The following is a 16,276-nucleotide window of genomic DNA, read 5'->3' as shown; positions in this document are numbered from 1 at the left end:
ATAAGCAGTGAATTTCTGAGACAAGAGCGTTTGCATTGCACACCTCCACAGACGCTAAAGTACATGCAGGAACATGCATGCTTGCGTCCAGCGAAGGCGATATAGAGAGCCGTGCCCGGCTTTCCCTGAGTGTTCGTTAGAGGGCGCAAGCGCACCTGCTGGGCTCGAAGGTGAAGCAGTAATCATCGAGATGCGTTGCAGCCCTATTCGTAGCTCGCAGGTGCATGTTCCTTCCTCGCAACAACCGGACTCCAGCGAGTATCAGTATGGGGGAGCAAGGAACGGACTACCTATATCGCAGCCCAGCGGGGATAAATCCCCTCGCCACAGGAGCAGCCCGCTTCGCGCTTGTCTGCTGTTACAGGGCGAACGGCAGCAACGCGTGAACCGTCTGCCGCTGCGCCAAGCGCTGCTGGAACTCCATCGGATCGTGGATCAACACATCCTGCCCGGCGAACGACTCGGCGGCGATCAACCGCGACAGCCAGAACCGCACGCACGCCACGCGCAGCATGGTCGGCCACAGTTGCGCCTCAGCGGCGGTAAACGGTCGCAGCGTCGCATAGGCGCCCAGCAGCGCTCGCGCCCTGGGTCCGTCGAGCGCGCCGTTGTCGTCCGAGCACCAGTCGTTCAAGGCAATGGCAACGTCATACAGCATTGGCCCCGAGCAGGCGTTGTAGAAGTCGATCAGCCCGGTCAGGTGCGTGCCTTCGAACATCGCGTTGTCGCGGAACAGATCGGCGTGGATGTTGGCGCGCGGCAGCGCCAGGATGCCGACTTTCTGCAACGAGATTTCATCCAGCGCCGCTTCGAGCAGCCGACGCGGCTCGGCGTCGAGGTGCGAGAGCAGCTTGGCGCCCTCCTCCTGCATCCAGTCCAGGCCACGATCGGTCTTGCGCTTGATCATGTTGTCGCGGGTTGCCAGGTGCAGGTGCGCGAGCAGCTCGCCGACCTGGGCGCAGTGCTGGGTGTTGGCCTGCTTGATATGCTTGCCGGCCAGGCGCGGTTGCAGCAGCGCCGGCTTGCCCGCCAGCTCCCGCAACGCCACGCCGTCGGTGGTGCGCAAGGCGTAAGGCACCGGCAGGTCGGCGTCATGCAGCACGTCCAGCAGTTCGATGAAGAACGGCATTTCCTGCACCGGACCGCGTTCGACCAGGGTCAGGACGAATTCGCCCTGCTCCAGGCTGATAAAGAAATTGGTGTTTTCGCTGCCGGCGGCGATCCCCTGGAAATCAAGCAGGCGGCCAAGCCCATAAGGGGCGAGAAAGGTTTCCAGCTCGGGCCGAGCCAGGGGCGTGAACACAGACATGGTTAAAACTGCCAGTACGGGCGCCCTTCAGCGGGCGCCGGTTGAAGTGCAGAGCGGTATTACCACTCAAAGATTTTCCACGACGGAATCAGCATATCCGGCTGATCCGAACGGATGAAGTTTGCATCGCTGCCGTCGGCCCGCACCAGGAAATAAGGCTTGCCGTTCTTGGGCGTGACCTTGATCGCGTACAAAAAGCCGTTTTGCCGGTACTCCTGAATGGTTTTATCGCCTTCGGTGCGGATGGTGACATCCGGGTCCGCCGAGGGTGCGTCGTCCGCCGCCATGACGGCCAACGGGGTGATTGCAAACAAGCCAGCCAGTAACAGGCGATTTAGTGTACGCATGATAACCTTGTCCCTTTGTCGTCAACGGTCCCGCTATTCTAGCCCCGGACCCGCCGAAAAGGTTGATCCTGCTCATGAGCCAAGCCCCCCTCGTCCTGGTGGACGGTTCTTCTTATCTGTACCGCGCCTTTCACGCGCTGCCACCGCTGACCACGTCCAAAGGCCTGCCGACCGGTGCGGTCAAGGGCGTGCTGAACATGCTCAAGAGCCTGCGCAAGCAGTATCCGGACAGTCCGTTTGCCGTCGTATTCGACGCCAAGGGTGGGACGTTTCGCGATGCGTTGTACGCCGAATACAAGGCCAACCGCCCGAGCATGCCCGACGACATGCGTGTGCAGATCGAGCCGCTGCATGCCAGCGTCAAGGCCCTGGGCTTCCCGCTGTTGTGCGTGGACAACGTCGAGGCCGATGACGTGATCGGCACCCTGGCCCGCAGTAGCGCGGCGGCCGACCGTCCGGTGGTGATCTCCACCGGCGACAAAGACATGGCGCAATTGGTCGATGGGCACATTACCTTGGTCAATACCATGACCGGTAGCGCCCTGGACGTGGCTGGCGTGAAGGAGAAGTTTGGCGTCGCTCCCGAGCAGATCATCGATTACCTGGCGTTGATGGGCGATTCTTCCGACAACATCCCGGGCGTTCCGGGTATCGGGCCGAAGACCGCTTCCGGCCTGCTGGTGGGCGTCAATGGCGGCCTGACCGAGCTGTACGCGCAACTGGACATCGTCGCCACCTTGCCGATCCGTGGCGCCAAGACCCTGGCTGCCAAGCTCGAAGAGCACAAGGAAATGGCGTTGCTTTCCTACGAGTTGGCAACCATCAAGACCGACGTACCGTTGGATGTCGGCCTCGACGACCTGCAAATGGGCCAACCGGATCACGAGAAACTCGCCGAGCTGTACACGTTGTTGGAATTCAAGAGCTGGTTCGAAGAAAACCAGCGGGACGCCAAGCGTGCCGGCCAGGAGATCGTTGAAGTTGCCGAAGAACAGCCCGGCGCGGCCGAGGCCAAGTACGAGGTCATCCTCGATCAGGCGCGCTTCGACGCGTGGCTGGCCAAACTGGACAAAGCGCCGCTGTTTGCCTTCGTCACCGAAACCAACGGCGGCGATGCCCAGCATTCGCAACTCGTCGGCTTGTCGTTCGCCGTGGCCCCTTTCGAGGCAGCCTACATCCCGCTGACCCATTCCTACATGGGTGTGCCGGAGCAACTGGACCGCGACACGGTGCTCAAGGCCCTCAAGCCGCTGCTGGAAAACCCGAACAAGCTCAAGGTCGGCCAGCACGCCAAGTTTGAAACCAACATCCTGGCCAACTGCGCCATCGATGGCGATCAGAATAACGGCATCCTGGTCCAGGGCATCGCCTTCGACACCATGCTCGAATCCTACGTGCTGGACTCCACCGCGACCCGCCACGACATGGACAGCCTGGCGCTCAAGTACCTGGGCCAGAGCAAGACCGATTTCCAGGACATCGCGGGCAAAGGGGTCAAGCAACTGACCTTCGACCAGATCTCCCTGGAACTGGCCGGCCCTTACGCCGCCGAAGACGCCGACGTGACCTTCCGCCTGCACCAGGCCCTGCAGGAAAAACTGGCGGCCACGCCAAGCCTGGGCACCGTGCTCAATGACATCGAAATGCCGCTGATGCCGGTCCTGGCGCGCATCGAGCGCCAGGGGGCGCTGGTCGATGCCAACCTGCTGGGTGTGCAAAGTGTCGAGCTGGGGGAAAAACTGGTGGCGCTGGAGCGTGAGGCGTTTGCCATCGCCGGCGAGGAGTTCAACCTGGGTTCGCCGAAGCAATTGGGCGTGATCCTGTACGAAAAACTTGGCTTGCCGGTGCTCAGCAAAACCGCCAAGGGCCAGGCGTCCACCGCCGAAGCGGTGCTCGCCGAGCTGGCGGAGCAGGATTACCCGCTGCCCAAGGTGCTGATGCAGTATCGCTCGCTGAGCAAGCTCAAGAGCACCTACACCGATCGTTTGCCGGAGCAGATCAATAGCCGCACCGGCCGTGTCCATACCAATTATCAACAGGCCGTCGCCGCGACCGGGCGCCTGTCGTCCATCGACCCGAACCTGCAGAACATTCCGATCCGCACGGCCGAAGGTCGACGCATTCGCCAGGCCTTCATCGCGCCGAAAGGTTACAAGCTGCTGGCGGCGGACTACTCGCAGATCGAACTGCGGATCATGGCGCACCTGGCCAAGGATGAAGGTCTGCTCCATGCGTTTCGCAATGATCTGGACGTGCACCGGGCCACGGCCGCCGAGGTGTTCGGCGTCGACTTGGACGCGGTCACCCATGACCAGCGCCGTAGCGCCAAGGCGATCAACTTCGGCTTGATCTACGGCATGAGTGCGTTCGGCCTGGCCAAGCAGATCGGCGTCGATCGCAAGCAGTCCCAGGCTTATATCGACCGCTACTTCGCCCGCTACCCGGGTGTGCTGGCGTACATGGAACGCACCCGCGCCCAGGCGGCCGAGCAAGGTTTTGTCGAAACCATTTTCGGTCGCCGGTTGTACCTGCCGGACATCAACGCGAAAAACCCGGCCCTGCGCAAAGGCGCCGAGCGCACGGCCATCAACGCGCCGATGCAGGGCACGGCGGCTGACATCATCAAGAAAGCCATGGTCGCCGTGGATCGCTGGCTGACGGCGTCCGGGCTGGATGCGAAGGTCATCCTGCAGGTACACGACGAACTGGTGCTGGAAGTGCGTGAAGACCTGGTCGACCAGGTGCGCGAGGAAATCCGCCAGCACATGAGCGCCGCCGCCACGCTGGACGTGCCGCTGCTGGTGGAAGTGGGCGTGGGTAATAACTGGGATGAGGCGCATTGAGTCGTAGGCTCTGAAGCTGGCGCAGGTCCCGTGGCGAGGGAGCTTGCTCCCGCTGGGTGGCGCAGCCGCCCCAATCATTTTGTGAGCGCTTCGCACTCAAGCGGGAGCAAGCTCCCTCGCCACATTGGCTCACTGAAACCCCGGGACGATGTCTTTAGTTCGGAAAATTCCTAAGGCTATTTCCAAAAATAATCTGAACTAAACCCGTCAAATGCCACTCAGAGATTCTGAATGGCTGGTGAAGCCCTTCAATGCTCCTATGTTGTGTTAAGTGTTGGCAGATATCTGGACCCCGCCCTAGCGGTCCGGAACTTGGACCCCGAACTTCCCCCTCCCCATAAGAAGTCCGGGGTTTTTTTTGCCTGCGATCCGGCTTATTCGGCCTCTTCGCTGCCCTTGTCCGCCAATTCCATCCAGTCGGCCAGCACCGTGTAGGCTTCTTCCAGGCCCATGCGCTTGGGCGCCGAGAACAGCTGGATGGTGATCGCGTCACCCCAGCCTTTGCGAATTTCCGACTGCACTTTGAGCAGGGTATTTTTGGCCGCGCCGTAGGTGAGCTTGTCGGCCTTGGTCAACAGGATGTGCATCGGCATGCCACTGGCGACCGCCCAATCGAGCATCAACAGGTCGAAGTCGGTCATCGGATGGCGAATGTCCATCATCAGGATCAGGCCTTTCAAACTCTCGCGGCTGCCCAAATACGCTTCCAAGTGGCGCTGCCAGTGTTGCTTGAGCGGGATCGGTACCTTGGCGTAGCCGTAGCCGGGCAGGTCGACCAAACGCCGTTCATCGTCTAGCTTGAAGAAGTTCAAGAGTTGCGTGCGACCCGGGGTTTTCGAGGTGCGTGCCAGGCTTGCATGGGTCAAGGTGTTCAGCGCGCTGGATTTGCCGGCATTGGAACGCCCGGCAAAAGCCACTTCGAAGCCTTCGTCGTCTGGGCATTGATCGACTTTGGCGGCGCTGAGCATGAAGGTGGACTGTTGGCACAGGCCGAGGATGGGGTTCTTCAGTTGCATGGGATTTCCGATGTGGGCGGCGTCGGGAATGGACGCGGCAAGCTGTGTCGTTTCCGTTTCAGTGACGCCAGTATATAATGCCGCAGATTTTGTGTGCGCTTTGTCCCAGCGTAGGATGAAGCTCACGGGAGCGACCGACCGAAATTGCGCGTTAGAACGCAGCTCGTTCCCAACCCTGAAAAGGTCGTTTTATGACGAAATGGCTGCTAGCTGCCGGTGTCTTGATGCCGCTTTACAGCGCTCAGGCTACACAGGATCCGGAAGCTGTGTACAACCGTGTTTGTGGTGCCTGTCATTCCGGCCAACTCCCCATGGCGCCCCGCAAGGGCGATCAGGAAGCTTGGACGCCGAGGTTGGCGAAAGGTATGGAGACGCTGGTGCAACACGTGACCCAGGGTTTCAAGGCGATGCCGCCGCGTGGTTTGTGCATGGACTGCAGTGCCGAGGATTACCGAGCCATCATCCAGTGGATGAGCGAGTGAACCCGGTCCATAACTCTTTAACCCTTAGCCGTAGTTGGATTAGCTGATGAACAAACTGATCGTGAGTCTGCTGTTGACCTTGGGGATATCCGGCGTAGCCCACGCCGCTGGCGATGCCGCTGCCGGTCAGGCGAAGGCGGCCGTATGCGGAGCCTGCCACGGCCCGGATGGCAATAGCATGGCGCCCAACTTTCCGAAACTGGCGGGCCAGGGCGAACGTTACCTGAACAAGCAACTGCACGACATCAAGTCCGGCAAGCGCACGGTGCTGGAAATGACCGGCCTGCTGACCAACCTGAGCGATCAGGACCTGGCGGACATCTCGGCGTATTTCGCCAGCCAGAAGGGCAGTGTCGGCGCTGCCGATCCGAAACTCGTGGCCCGTGGTGAAGCGCTGTTTCGTGGGGGGGACTTGAACAAGGGGCTTCCAGCCTGCACCGGCTGCCACTCGCCTGACGGCAAGGGCAACGCGGCAGCCGGCTTCCCACACTTGGGCGGCCAGCATGCCCAGTACGTAGGCAAGCAGTTGACCGACTTCCGCAAAGAAGAGGGTGGCCGGACCAACGACGGCGATACCAAGCCGATGCAGAGCATTGCGAAAAAGCTGAGCGACGAAGATATCGCTGCGGTATCCAGCTACATCCAGGGCCTGCACTGAGGCCTTTGGCTGGCGTTGCAAGGGGCGTACATCCCTTGCAACGTTAACGCTCGATTAATCTGTCGATGCGAACATCAAAAGGGTGGCTTTGGCCGCCCTTTTTTGTGGCCGCTGCCGTTACACTAGAGAACTTGAACCCGCCACGGTCTGTCTTAGAAACAGGCCTCGCGAGGCCCCCTCATTGTCCAGGAGTAAAGCATGCGTAATCTGATCATCAGCGCCGCGCTCGTCGCCGCCAGCCTGTTCGGCGTAACTGCCCAAGCGGCTGAAAAGCCTGCCGCACCTTATGTCGAATTGACCAACCCCGTTCCGGTGGCGGCGCCTGGCAAGATCGAAGTCGTGGAGCTGTTCTGGTACGGCTGCCCGCATTGCTACGCTTTTGAACCGGTTATCAACCCATGGGTCGAGAAACTGCCTTCGGACGTTAACTTCGTGCGTATCCCCGCCATGTTCGGCGGCCCGTGGGATGCCCACGGCCAGATGTTCCTGACACTCGAGGCCATGGGCGTCGAGCACAAGGTCCACGCCGCGGTATTCAACGCGATCCAGAAAGAAGGCAAGAAGCTGGTCAAGAAAGAAGAGATGGCCGATTTCCTCGCCACCCAGGGCGTCGACAAAGACAAGTTCCTCGCCACGTTCGACTCCTTTGCCATCCAGGGCCAGATCAAGAAGGCCCGCGAGCTGGCGAAGAAATACGAGATCACTGGCGTACCGACCATGGTCGTCAACGGCAAATACCGCTTTGACATCGGCTCCGCCGGTGGCGCAAATGAAGCCCTGCAACTGGCCGACCAGCTGATCGCCAAAGAGCGAGCGGCCACCAAGGCTGCTGCCAACTAAGCGCGGCCCACGCCCATGGCCCGCTGGAGCACCGAACGCATCGTTGGCCTGCACGAACCGCGGGTCAACGAGCATCATGTCTTGTCCACGGGCCTGCCTGGCGACAGTCGTTTGCGGCTGCTCAGCTTCAATATCCAGGTGGGCATCAGCACCGAGCGCTACCGGCATTACCTGACTCGCGGCTGGCAACATTTGCTGCCGCACACCGGGCGTGCCGGGAACTTGCAGAAAATCGGCGACCTGCTCAAGGACTTCGACCTGGTGGCCCTGCAAGAGGCCGACGGCGGAAGCTTGCGCTCAGGCTACGTCAATCAGGTGGAACACCTGGCCCAATTGGGCGCCTTTCCCTACTGGTACCAGCAACTCAATCGCAACCTCGGGCGTCTCGGCCAGCACAGCAATGGCGTGTTGAGTCGCTTGCGCCCCTGGGCGATCGAAGATCATCCGTTGCCGGGACCCAAGGGCCGCGGGGCGATCCTCGCGCGTTTCGGCGAAGGTCCCGAGGCGCTGGTCGTGGTCATGATGCACCTGGCGCTCGGGGCGCGTACCCGGACGATGCAGCTGGCGTACATTCGCGAATTGATCGGCGGCTACAAGCACCAGGTGTTGATGGGCGACATGAACACCCATGCCACCGATTTGCTGCAGACTTCGCCCCTGCGCGATCTCGGCCTGCTCGCTCCACAACTGGAAGCGACATTCCCCAGCTGGCGCCCCCAGCGCTGCTTGGACCATATCCTGTTGAGCCCGACCCTGACCCTGGAACGTGTCGAGGTGCTGGCCCAACCCATTTCCGATCACCTGCCGGTCGCGGTCGAAATTCGTTTGCCGGGTTCGCTCACGGCCGATGCGTTTCCCGCGCTGAGTCCTGCCCCTCGCGGATCCGATGAATGAGCGACGACGCCGAACGCTGGAGAGAGAAGTACCTCAAGAGTATCGAACAGCAGGAAAAGCTTGAGCGCCGTTGGGAGGCTCGGCTCGACTTGCTGCGTCGTGGCCTGGTGCGCAGCACCCTGGCCGCCGAGGGCACTGACAGGGCTGTCGATCAATGCATGAAAGAGATGCGCGAGGTGGTGCGCACCAATGACATGGATGCCGGCCTCGCTGCCCTGCTGCCGCGCCTGGAGAAAGCCGTACTCGATTCCGAGCAGCGCCGCGAGACCCGGGTCGAGCAGACGAGCGCCGCGTTGACCGCCCTGGTTGCCCAGTTGCAGAGCCTGCCGCTGCCCAAGGAAGTCAGGCGGCCGCTGAAGAAATTTGCCAAGCAACTGGAGGATCGGGCCGGCCAGGCTCGGGAGATTCCGCTGCTGCTCAGCGAATTGAGCGGCTTGCAAGGCAAGGCACTCAGTGCCCTGGATGCCCCTGTCGAACCGAGTCGCCCCGGCCTGCTGCAACGGCTGTTTGGTGGCCAAGGCCATGAGGACGCGACACCCCAGCCCCAGCCCCACGACCCTGCCCAGGCCCGCGTGGCACCTGCGTCAGAAATGGCCCTGCCCGTAGCCGTGGCGCCGGCAACGGCCGCAGAATCCGTCGCACCGGCACCGGCACCGGCACCGGCACCGGCACCGGCACCGGCACCGGCACCGCAGCCCTCGGTGGCGGAGCAAGCGCCCGCCTTGGAGACAACGCCCGAACCGGTTGCCCCGACTGCGCCGCAGACCGAGATCGCTCCAGCGCCCGCTCCAGCACCGGCAGCCGAAGTGGTTCAGCCCGCCAGTGAGTCGGACGACCAGGCAACCGAGCCCGCGCCGCTGCTGACGCCGCTCGCCGAAGTACCCCCGGTTGTGGTGCCCGCACTCGAGAATCCCGACGAGCTGATGCCCGAGGAGCCTGCCCAGGCCCTGCCCGCCCCTTCGCTACCGCCTGCGGAGCTCGACGAGCCCCTGGAAGGCGCCGATGTGGCTGACGCCCAGTACGCCCTGCCCGACTCGCCGGAGCCATCCTACAGTTCGGTCGCCAAGCATATCGAAGACACGCTGTTGGGCCTTTTGGGCGACCTGACCTTGCCCGAGCGTCATCGACCACAAGCCGAAGCCATGTGTGAGCGTCTGCGCAATGGCTTGAACTGGTACGAGTTGCTGCCGATCCTCGATGATCTGGCCGTACTGATGCTGGCCATCACGGACACCGGCCAGCATGAATTCGAGGCGTACTTGCAGCGCCTCAACGATCGGCTCGAGTCATTCCAGAGCAGCCTGCAGGCCGCCAGTGAAGACCACGCCGAAAACCTGTCGGCCTCCAGGGAAATGGATACCCAGATTCGCGAGCAGGTGGACGGCCTGCAAAGCAGCGTGAAGGAAGCCGATGACCTGGAAGGCCTCAAGCAGGTGCTCGAGAATCACCTCGAAGGCTTGCTCGGTACGATGGACCACCACCGCCAGCAACGTGATCAACGTGAGCAGGAGGTCTCGGCTCGCCTGAAAAGCCTGGCCGATCGCGTTGCGCTGATGGAGCAGGATGCCCAGGTCGTGCGGGAGAATCTCGAGGAACAGCGGCAAAAAGCCCTGATTGATCCGCTCACCGGGCTGCCCAACCGCGCCGCCTGGTCCGAGCGTCTGGAACATGAAGTCGCCCAGTGGCAACAACACGGCAACAGCTTGCTGCTGGCCATGCTCGATCTCGATCATTTCAAGCGCATCAATGACAACTATGGCCATCTGGCCGGTGACCGGGTGTTGAAACTCATCGCCTCGGTCCTGCGTAAACGCCTGCGTAGCGGCGATTTCATTGCGCGTTTTGGGGGCGAGGAGTTTGTGCTGCTGGTGCCCAATACCTCCCTGGCTGCTGGCGCCAAGCTGGCCGAGGCGCTGCGCCTGGCCATCGAAGGCTGTCCGTTTCATTTTAAGGGCGAGCCGGTGACGGTGACGGTATCCATCGGCCTGACCGCCTTCAAACCCGGCGAACACAGCGACTTGGTGCTTAAAAGAGCCGATCAGGCGCTTTATCGGGCAAAAAGTTCCGGGCGCAACCATGTGGAATTGGGCTAGGGGCTAATTGTTCCAATTTGTTTAATATCGCCGCGCGCACCGGATCATCGCGAGGCGATACGTTACACTGTTGCATTACTCCCAGTGCGTATTGCCTTCCGCCATGAAATTTTTCTCGCTCATTGTTTCTTTATTTATCCTGGCCGGCTGCGCCAGTGGCCCGCGACTCGACACCCGTCATCCTTCCGTCAACCATGACAACCGTATCCAATTCGTGGTGGTGCATTACACCTCGGCTTCCCTGGAGCGCTCGCTGGCCCTGCTGACTCATGGCGAAGTCAGTGCCCATTACCTGATCGGCGACGATAAAGGCGCGACCATTTACAAACTGGTGGATGAAAGCCAACGCGCCTGGCATGCCGGGGAAAGTGAATGGGAAGGCCGGACCTGGCTCAATTCCAGTTCCATCGGCATCGAAATCGTCAATCCGGGTTTTGTCGACACGCCTACCGGGCGCCTCTGGTATCCCTACAGCGAAGCCCAGGTCCAGGCCTTGATCGTATTGCTCAAGGACATCATCCAGCGCAACGGCATCAACCCGCGCAGCATCATCGGTCACAGCGACATCGCGCCGCTGCGCAAACTCGATCCGGGCCCGCTGTTCCCTTGGAAGCGCCTGGCGCAAGCTGGTTTAGGAGTCTGGCCAGACGAACAGGCCGTCGCCCGCCAGCAGGCCGTCTTTGCGCCGCAGCTGCCGCCTGCCGGTTGGTTCCAGGCCGAGCTGGCCCGCCTGGGCTACCCGACGCCGCAGACCGGCGAGTGGGACGTGGCCACCCACCATGTGCTGGCCGCCTTCCAGATGCACTACCGTCCGACCCGCTTCGATGGCACGCCGGATGCGCAAAGCGCGGCGATTCTGCAGGTGCTCAACCAGACAAAATAATGACGCCCGTCTGACGAATCGGGCCAAATCCAAATCAGAAGCTATAACTCATTGGTAACTTTCGGATTACCCATGATGACGGCCACCCGCGAAACCCTACACAGCTGGCTCCATCGCCCCGTTTTCCTGGCGATGGTGGCAACTGCCCTAAGTACCGTCCTGCTGCTGGCGGGGAGTCTGTTCGTGGTCGTGCAGCAGATCCAGCAGCGCGAAAGCGACCAGATGAATGCCCAGGGCGAGCGCTTTCTGCAGCGCCTGGAACAGCTTTTCGGGCAATTGCGTGAAAGCCTCGACGACTTGCAAAACCAGCCGTTGCGCGGATGCAACGACGACATGATCGCCACATTGCGACAGGTCAGCTTCAACTACCGTTTTGTCTACGAGGCGGCGTATATCGATGGCAGCGGCGTCTGCTCCAATCGTCCACGCCAGGGCGGCTTGTCAGTGACCCGCCCGCCCGACATCCGCGGGCCGACCTACAATTACTGGCTCAACACCACCACAGAGCCTGACGAAGACCGCGCCGCATTGATGCTGGGCCGCGGCAACTTTCGGGTGGCCACGTCCCGCGGGCATTTGACCGATGTGGTCGATTTACCACCGGGCAGCAGCCTGCTGGTTGTCCTGGATAACGGTAAACGGGCCATTCCCGTGCTCGGGACGGACCAACACTGGCCGCCGGTCGAACCTTGGCCACCGAAAAGCCACAATGCCTTGCAAGTGACGCAGAACCGGTTGATCTATCGGATGCCGACCGAAAGCCCGGTCTATCAACTGGTGCTTATCGCCCAGCGCAACGGTTTTAAGGTTCCGGCCAATGCCTGGTGGATGCTGCCCATCAGCCTGATGCTGGGCCTGGGGATTGGTTTCCAGGTGTTTCTGCTGGCGCGTCAGCGCCAGTCCATGGACGCCGAACTGCATGGGGCTATCCGGCGTGGTGAATTGCAGGTGCTTTACCAGCCTATTTTCGACCTGAGCAGCCGTAACTGTGTCGGGGCGGAGGCCTTGCTGCGCTGGCGACGACCGGACGGCACCCTGACGAGCCCGGACCTGTTTATCCCGATGGCCGAGAACACGGGGCAGATCCGCCAGATCACCGATTTCGTGCTGCAGCGGCTGTTCGATCAATTGGGCCAGCTGTTGCGGGCCAATCCGCAGCTGTATATCTCGGTGAATCTGGCGGCCTGCGATGTGATGGTGCCGCGTATTGGCGAAGTGATCGCCCGCCTGCTGGCGCTGCATCGCGTGTCGGCGCACCAGATTGCCTTCGAAGTGACCGAGCGTGGGCTGGTCGATGTGTTGGTCGCCCGGGATAACCTGCAATCGCTGCGCGACGTCGGGCATCAGGTGTTGATCGACGATTTCGGCACCGGTTATTGCAGCCTGGCCTACCTGCAAACCCTGCCGGTGGACTGCCTGAAAATCGACAAGGCCTTCATCGACGCCTTGGGCCACGATGCCGCCAGCAGCGGCGTGGCCCCGCATATCATTCGCATGGCCCATGCGCTGCAACTCAAGGTGATAGCCGAAGGCATCGAGCATGAAGCCCAGGCTTCCTATTTGAGCAGCGAAGGGGTGAGGTTCGGCCAGGGCTGGCTGTTTGCCCATGCCCTCAGCGCGGTTCAGCTCATTGAACTGATTACCCGTGGCCGGCGCCTGCGTGGTCGGCGCCTCGATGACGAAGCCTGAGTCTCCTCAGGCCATGAGCTCAGACTGCCAGCGCCATGTAGAACTGTGTGCCCTGCCCCGGCCTTGAATAAACACCCATGCGCCCGCCGTGGAGCTGGACGATCTCCTTGCACAGCGCCAGGCCGAGGCCCGCCCCCCCCTTCTTGCGTCCGACCTGGACGAAAGGTTCGAAGATCCGTCCCTGCTGGCCGTAGGCAATGCCTTCACCGTTGTCTTCGACGCTGATGATCACCCGCTCGCCATGCCGTCGGGCCTGCAAGCGGATCTGGCCGTTTTCGGCGGTGTGGCGCATGGCGTTATCGATCAGGTTATCGAGCACGCGATCCAATTGCGCAGCGTCGGCATGCAGGCGCGGGAGCGGGCCCTGGATCGCCACCAGCAGCTCGATACCCTTGGTTTGGGCCTGCTCGGCAAACCGCAACCGGGCCGCTTCCAGTAGATCGTCGATGGAACAAGGCGCCAGGGTCAACTTCTGCAGGCCGTTCTGGTAGCGAGAGAAGTTCAGCAGGTCATTGATGAGCTGCATCAGTCGCTGCATTTCTTCTGTGACGGTGTTGAGCAGGTCGGCCTCGCGCGACTCTTCTGAAAAATGCAGGCGCTCCTGTAACAGGCCGAAGGCCATGTGCATGCCCGTCACGGGCGTGCGCAGCTCATGGGAGGCACGCAAGACGAACTCGCTGCGCACCCGTTCGAAGGCGCGCTGCTCGGTGACGTCATGCAGCACCATGACCGCGCCGAGAATGTGGCCCTGGGTATGACTGACCGGGGTGAGGCTGTAGGTGAGCACCCGCGACTCGCCATCCACTTCGACGCTCAGGTCTTCCGGCGCGCGCTCCAGGCTTCCACCGCGCAGCACCAGGTGCAATTCTTCATCCAGTTCAAGGCGTCCCAGCGCCTCGCCCAGTCCTTGGCCGAGGCGTTCCTCATCCCAGCCCAATTGACGCTGGGCCACCGGGTTGAGGTGCTCCAGCTGACCTTTGCGGTCGATCATCAGCAAGCCGTCGTCGATGCTGTCGAGCACGGCTTGCAAACGTTGCTGACCGGCGAGCAGCTCATCGACGTTGGTGGCCTGATGCTCACGCAAGGCCTCGGCCATGACCCCGAAGCGACGGGTCAGGAGATTCAACTCAGCGGCCGAGGACACGGGTAGCGTGACCTCGAAATTGCCTTGGCCGATGTCGTCCGCCGCCGCGGCCAGTACCTCGATCGGCGCGCCGAAACGCCGGGCAATGCCATGGGCCGTGATAAACCCGATGATCAGCACCGCAAACCCCACCAACCCCAGCAGTCCGGAAATCCACATCGCGCGCTCACGGGCGCGATCCTGGGTTTCACTGATGTTGGTCAGGGCCCGGCGATAGCCCTCGATCAGTCCATTGCGCAGCACATTGAATTTTTCGGTGAGGTCCTTGATGTTCGCGAGCTGGCTCGGCTGCTGGCGAGACGCGGTGAAGGCTTCAAAAAACTCAATGTAGTCGGCCTTGGCCCTGCTGAAGCTGACTGCCGCTTCATCCAGCCCCTGTTCGTGGGCGATGCCTTCGTCGATCAGCGCCAGGTATTGCTGCTTGGAGGCCTCCAGCACAGCCAGGTCGGGCTTGTCGTCGAGCATGATCATCAACTGATCGCCGAGCGTCTGGCGCAGCTTGAGGCCCAGGTCCAGCAGGATGAAGTTATCGCGTACCGATTGTTCCTGGGTATTGGCCATCTGCATCACGCTGACCAGGCCAAGCACCAATCCCAGCAGGGCCACGGTGATCAGGGCCGAGATACTGAGAAACAGTCGTGTGCGCAGCTTCATCGCCAGTTTCATAAGGTGTCGCTCACAGGTTGTACTGCTTGCGTTTGCGGTACAGCGTGGAGGCATCGATACCCAAGGTCTTGGCCGCCTGGTCGAGGGTGTCGGCCGTGGCCAGCACCGCGCCGATGTGGGCTTTTTCCAATTCGTCGAGGCTCAGCGCGGCGCCGATGCGCGGCGCATTGTTGACCGGTTGCTCGGCCATGCCCAAGTGACTGATTTCGACTTTTTCCTGAGGGCAGATGATGCTGGCGCGCTCGACCACATTGCGCAGTTCCCGGATGTTGCCCGGCCAGCGATAGCCTAGCAGCGCTTCGCGCGCTTCGTCGCTGAAACCCCGGGCCGGGCGCGCGTATTCCTTGACGAAGCGGGCCAGGAAGCGGTCGGCCAGGGTCAGGATGTCTTCGGCGCGCTCTCGCAATGGCGGCAGGTGCAGGGTGATGACGTTCAGGCGATACAGCAGGTCTTCGCGAAAACGTCCGTCGCGCACCATGTCTTCGAGGTTGAGGTTGGTCGCTGCGAGAATCCGTACGTCGGCGCGACGGGTGACTGGATCCCCTACCCGCTCATATTCCTTGTCCTGGATGAAACGCAATAACTTGGGTTGCAATGTCAGAGGAAAATCGCCGATCTCGTCGAGAAACAGCGTGCCGCCGTCGGCCTGGTTGACCCGACCCAACGTACTCTCGCTGGCCCCGGTGAAAGCCCCACGGCTATGGCCGAACAATTCGCTTTCCATCAGTTCAGCGGTCAGCGACGGGCAATTGATGGTGACGCAGGACTTCTTCGCCCGCTTGCTCCAGCCATGGATCGCCTGGGCCAGCTCGCCCTTGCCGGTGCCGGACTCGCCGAGGATCAGGATGTTGGCGTCGGTGCTGGCGACCTGGCGCGCGGTTTCCAGGACGACTTTCATCGCTGGGCTGTGGGAGTCCAGGCCATCCTTGGGTTTGCGCACTTCCCCTTCAAGGGCTTCGAGCCTTGCCGACAGCTGGCGTACTTCCAGTTGCTTGGCGGTCGCCAGGCGCAATTGATCGGGGCTGCACGGCTTGACCAGATAATCGGCCGCCCCGGCCTGGATCGCATCGACCGCGGTATCGACTGCCGAGTGAGCGGTGACGATGACCACGCGCATCCAGGGCGCCTGGATACGCATTTGTGCCAGGACATCCAGGCCGTTGTCCTCCCCCAGGCGCAGGTCGAGGAAACACAGGTCGAACACCTGGCGTTGCAGCAGTGCGTCGGCCTGGGCGGCGCTGTTGGCGGTGGCGACGCTGTAGCCTTCGTCTTCCAGGCAGTATCGGAATGTACGCAGGATGGCGGACTCGTCGTCTACCAGCAGAATGCGGCCTTGGTGCTCAGTGGCGGATTCCATTTTTCCTACGCTCCTTTAATGAATGATGTTGGTTAGTGTCAGAAAAATCGGGCAA

The 16,276-nt window shown here is 61.6% G+C and carries 13 protein-coding genes; 8 read left to right on the top strand and 5 right to left on the bottom strand.

Annotated elements, in window-relative coordinates:
• Positions 1-358: 358 nt before the first annotated feature.
• Positions 359-1,309, bottom strand: coding sequence for a homoserine kinase (locus BLO97_RS20990; RefSeq protein WP_092148926.1), 951 nt, complete (start codon positions 1,307-1,309; stop codon positions 359-361).
• Positions 1,310-1,368: 59 nt separating this feature from the next.
• A complete protein-coding gene (locus tag BLO97_RS20985; protein WP_025211087.1) occupies positions 1,369-1,656 on the bottom strand; it encodes a DUF2782 domain-containing protein in 288 nt (95 codons plus the stop codon).
• A 74-nt stretch (positions 1,657-1,730) separates the two neighbouring features.
• Here BLO97_RS20985 and polA point away from each other — a divergent pair, with 74 nt between their 5' ends.
• Positions 1,731-4,499 (top strand): DNA polymerase I, encoded by a 2,769-nt coding sequence (gene polA / locus BLO97_RS20980; RefSeq protein WP_092347786.1) that lies wholly within the window; start codon positions 1,731-1,733, stop codon positions 4,497-4,499.
• A 374-nt stretch (positions 4,500-4,873) separates the two neighbouring features.
• On the opposite strand, the gene yihA is transcribed toward polA, so the two are convergent.
• A complete protein-coding gene (yihA, locus tag BLO97_RS20975) occupies positions 4,874-5,515 on the bottom strand; it encodes a ribosome biogenesis GTP-binding protein YihA/YsxC (protein WP_003196227.1) in 642 nt (213 codons plus the stop codon).
• A 191-nt stretch (positions 5,516-5,706) separates the two neighbouring features.
• Here yihA and BLO97_RS20970 point away from each other — a divergent pair, with 191 nt between their 5' ends.
• The 7 genes from BLO97_RS20970 (at position 5,707) to BLO97_RS20940 (ending at position 13,054) form a co-directional block, all read left to right on the top strand.
• The gene (locus BLO97_RS20970; RefSeq protein WP_003196231.1) at positions 5,707-5,997 is read left to right on the top strand and encodes a c-type cytochrome; all 291 of its coding nucleotides are present in this window, start codon (positions 5,707-5,709) and stop codon (positions 5,995-5,997) included.
• 46 nt (positions 5,998-6,043) lie between these two features.
• A complete protein-coding gene (locus BLO97_RS20965) occupies positions 6,044-6,655 on the top strand; it encodes a c-type cytochrome (RefSeq protein ID WP_063323618.1) in 612 nt (203 codons plus the stop codon).
• 198 nt (positions 6,656-6,853) lie between these two features.
• Positions 6,854-7,495, top strand: coding sequence for a thiol:disulfide interchange protein DsbA/DsbL (locus BLO97_RS20960; protein WP_092148922.1), 642 nt, complete (start codon positions 6,854-6,856; stop codon positions 7,493-7,495).
• A gap of 15 nt (positions 7,496-7,510) precedes the next feature.
• Positions 7,511-8,389, top strand: a complete 879-nt coding sequence (locus BLO97_RS20955) for an endonuclease/exonuclease/phosphatase family protein (protein WP_092347783.1) — start codon at positions 7,511-7,513, stop codon at positions 8,387-8,389.
• On the top strand, positions 8,386-10,482 hold the full coding sequence (locus tag BLO97_RS20950; protein WP_092347780.1) for a diguanylate cyclase: 2,097 nt from the start codon (positions 8,386-8,388) through the stop codon (positions 10,480-10,482). Before BLO97_RS20955 ends, BLO97_RS20950 begins: the two co-directional genes overlap by 4 nt.
• Before the next feature lie 103 nt (positions 10,483-10,585).
• A complete protein-coding gene (locus BLO97_RS20945; protein WP_092347777.1) occupies positions 10,586-11,365 on the top strand; it encodes an N-acetylmuramoyl-L-alanine amidase in 780 nt (259 codons plus the stop codon).
• 75 nt (positions 11,366-11,440) lie between these two features.
• Positions 11,441-13,054, top strand: a complete 1,614-nt coding sequence (locus tag BLO97_RS20940) for an EAL domain-containing protein (RefSeq protein ID WP_170862087.1) — start codon at positions 11,441-11,443, stop codon at positions 13,052-13,054.
• 19 nt (positions 13,055-13,073) lie between these two features.
• On the opposite strand, the gene BLO97_RS20935 is transcribed toward BLO97_RS20940, so the two are convergent.
• Positions 13,074-14,864, bottom strand: a complete 1,791-nt coding sequence (locus tag BLO97_RS20935) for an ATP-binding protein (protein ID WP_092148910.1) — start codon at positions 14,862-14,864, stop codon at positions 13,074-13,076.
• Between the two features lie 10 nt (positions 14,865-14,874).
• Positions 14,875-16,221 (bottom strand): sigma-54-dependent response regulator transcription factor AlgB, encoded by a 1,347-nt coding sequence (algB, locus tag BLO97_RS20930; protein WP_063323612.1) that lies wholly within the window; start codon positions 16,219-16,221, stop codon positions 14,875-14,877.
• Between the last annotated feature and the right edge of the window lie 55 nt (positions 16,222-16,276).

The sequence above is a fragment of the Pseudomonas sp. NFACC05-1 genome, from assembly GCF_900100135.1.
Classification (GTDB): domain Bacteria; phylum Pseudomonadota; class Gammaproteobacteria; order Pseudomonadales; family Pseudomonadaceae; genus Aquipseudomonas; species Aquipseudomonas fluorescens_Q.
This window is presented reverse-complemented; position numbering and strand designations above follow the sequence as displayed.

What these genes read in the sequence shown, in the direction of transcription:
- BLO97_RS20990 (WP_092148926.1), bottom strand. Translation starts at nt 1,309, where the DNA reads ATGTCTGTGTTCACGCCCCTGGCTCGGCCCGAGCTGGAAACCTTTCTC.
- BLO97_RS20960 (WP_092148922.1), top strand. Translation starts at nt 6,854, where the DNA reads ATGCGTAATCTGATCATCAGCGCCGCGCTCGTCGCCGCCAGCCTGTTC.
- BLO97_RS20950 (WP_092347780.1), top strand. Translation starts at nt 8,386, where the DNA reads ATGAGCGACGACGCCGAACGCTGGAGAGAGAAGTACCTCAAGAGTATC.
- polA (WP_092347786.1), top strand. Translation starts at nt 1,731, where the DNA reads ATGAGCCAAGCCCCCCTCGTCCTGGTGGACGGTTCTTCTTATCTGTAC.
- BLO97_RS20955 (WP_092347783.1), top strand. Translation starts at nt 7,511, where the DNA reads ATGGCCCGCTGGAGCACCGAACGCATCGTTGGCCTGCACGAACCGCGG.
- BLO97_RS20945 (WP_092347777.1), top strand. Translation starts at nt 10,586, where the DNA reads ATGAAATTTTTCTCGCTCATTGTTTCTTTATTTATCCTGGCCGGCTGC.
- BLO97_RS20935 (WP_092148910.1), bottom strand. Translation starts at nt 14,864, where the DNA reads ATGAAACTGGCGATGAAGCTGCGCACACGACTGTTTCTCAGTATCTCG.
- BLO97_RS20985 (WP_025211087.1), bottom strand. Translation starts at nt 1,656, where the DNA reads ATGCGTACACTAAATCGCCTGTTACTGGCTGGCTTGTTTGCAATCACC.
- yihA (WP_003196227.1), bottom strand. Translation starts at nt 5,515, where the DNA reads ATGCAACTGAAGAACCCCATCCTCGGCCTGTGCCAACAGTCCACCTTC.
- BLO97_RS20965 (WP_063323618.1), top strand. Translation starts at nt 6,044, where the DNA reads ATGAACAAACTGATCGTGAGTCTGCTGTTGACCTTGGGGATATCCGGC.
- BLO97_RS20970 (WP_003196231.1), top strand. Translation starts at nt 5,707, where the DNA reads ATGACGAAATGGCTGCTAGCTGCCGGTGTCTTGATGCCGCTTTACAGC.
- BLO97_RS20940 (WP_170862087.1), top strand. Translation starts at nt 11,441, where the DNA reads ATGACGGCCACCCGCGAAACCCTACACAGCTGGCTCCATCGCCCCGTT.
- algB (WP_063323612.1), bottom strand. Translation starts at nt 16,221, where the DNA reads ATGGAATCCGCCACTGAGCACCAAGGCCGCATTCTGCTGGTAGACGAC.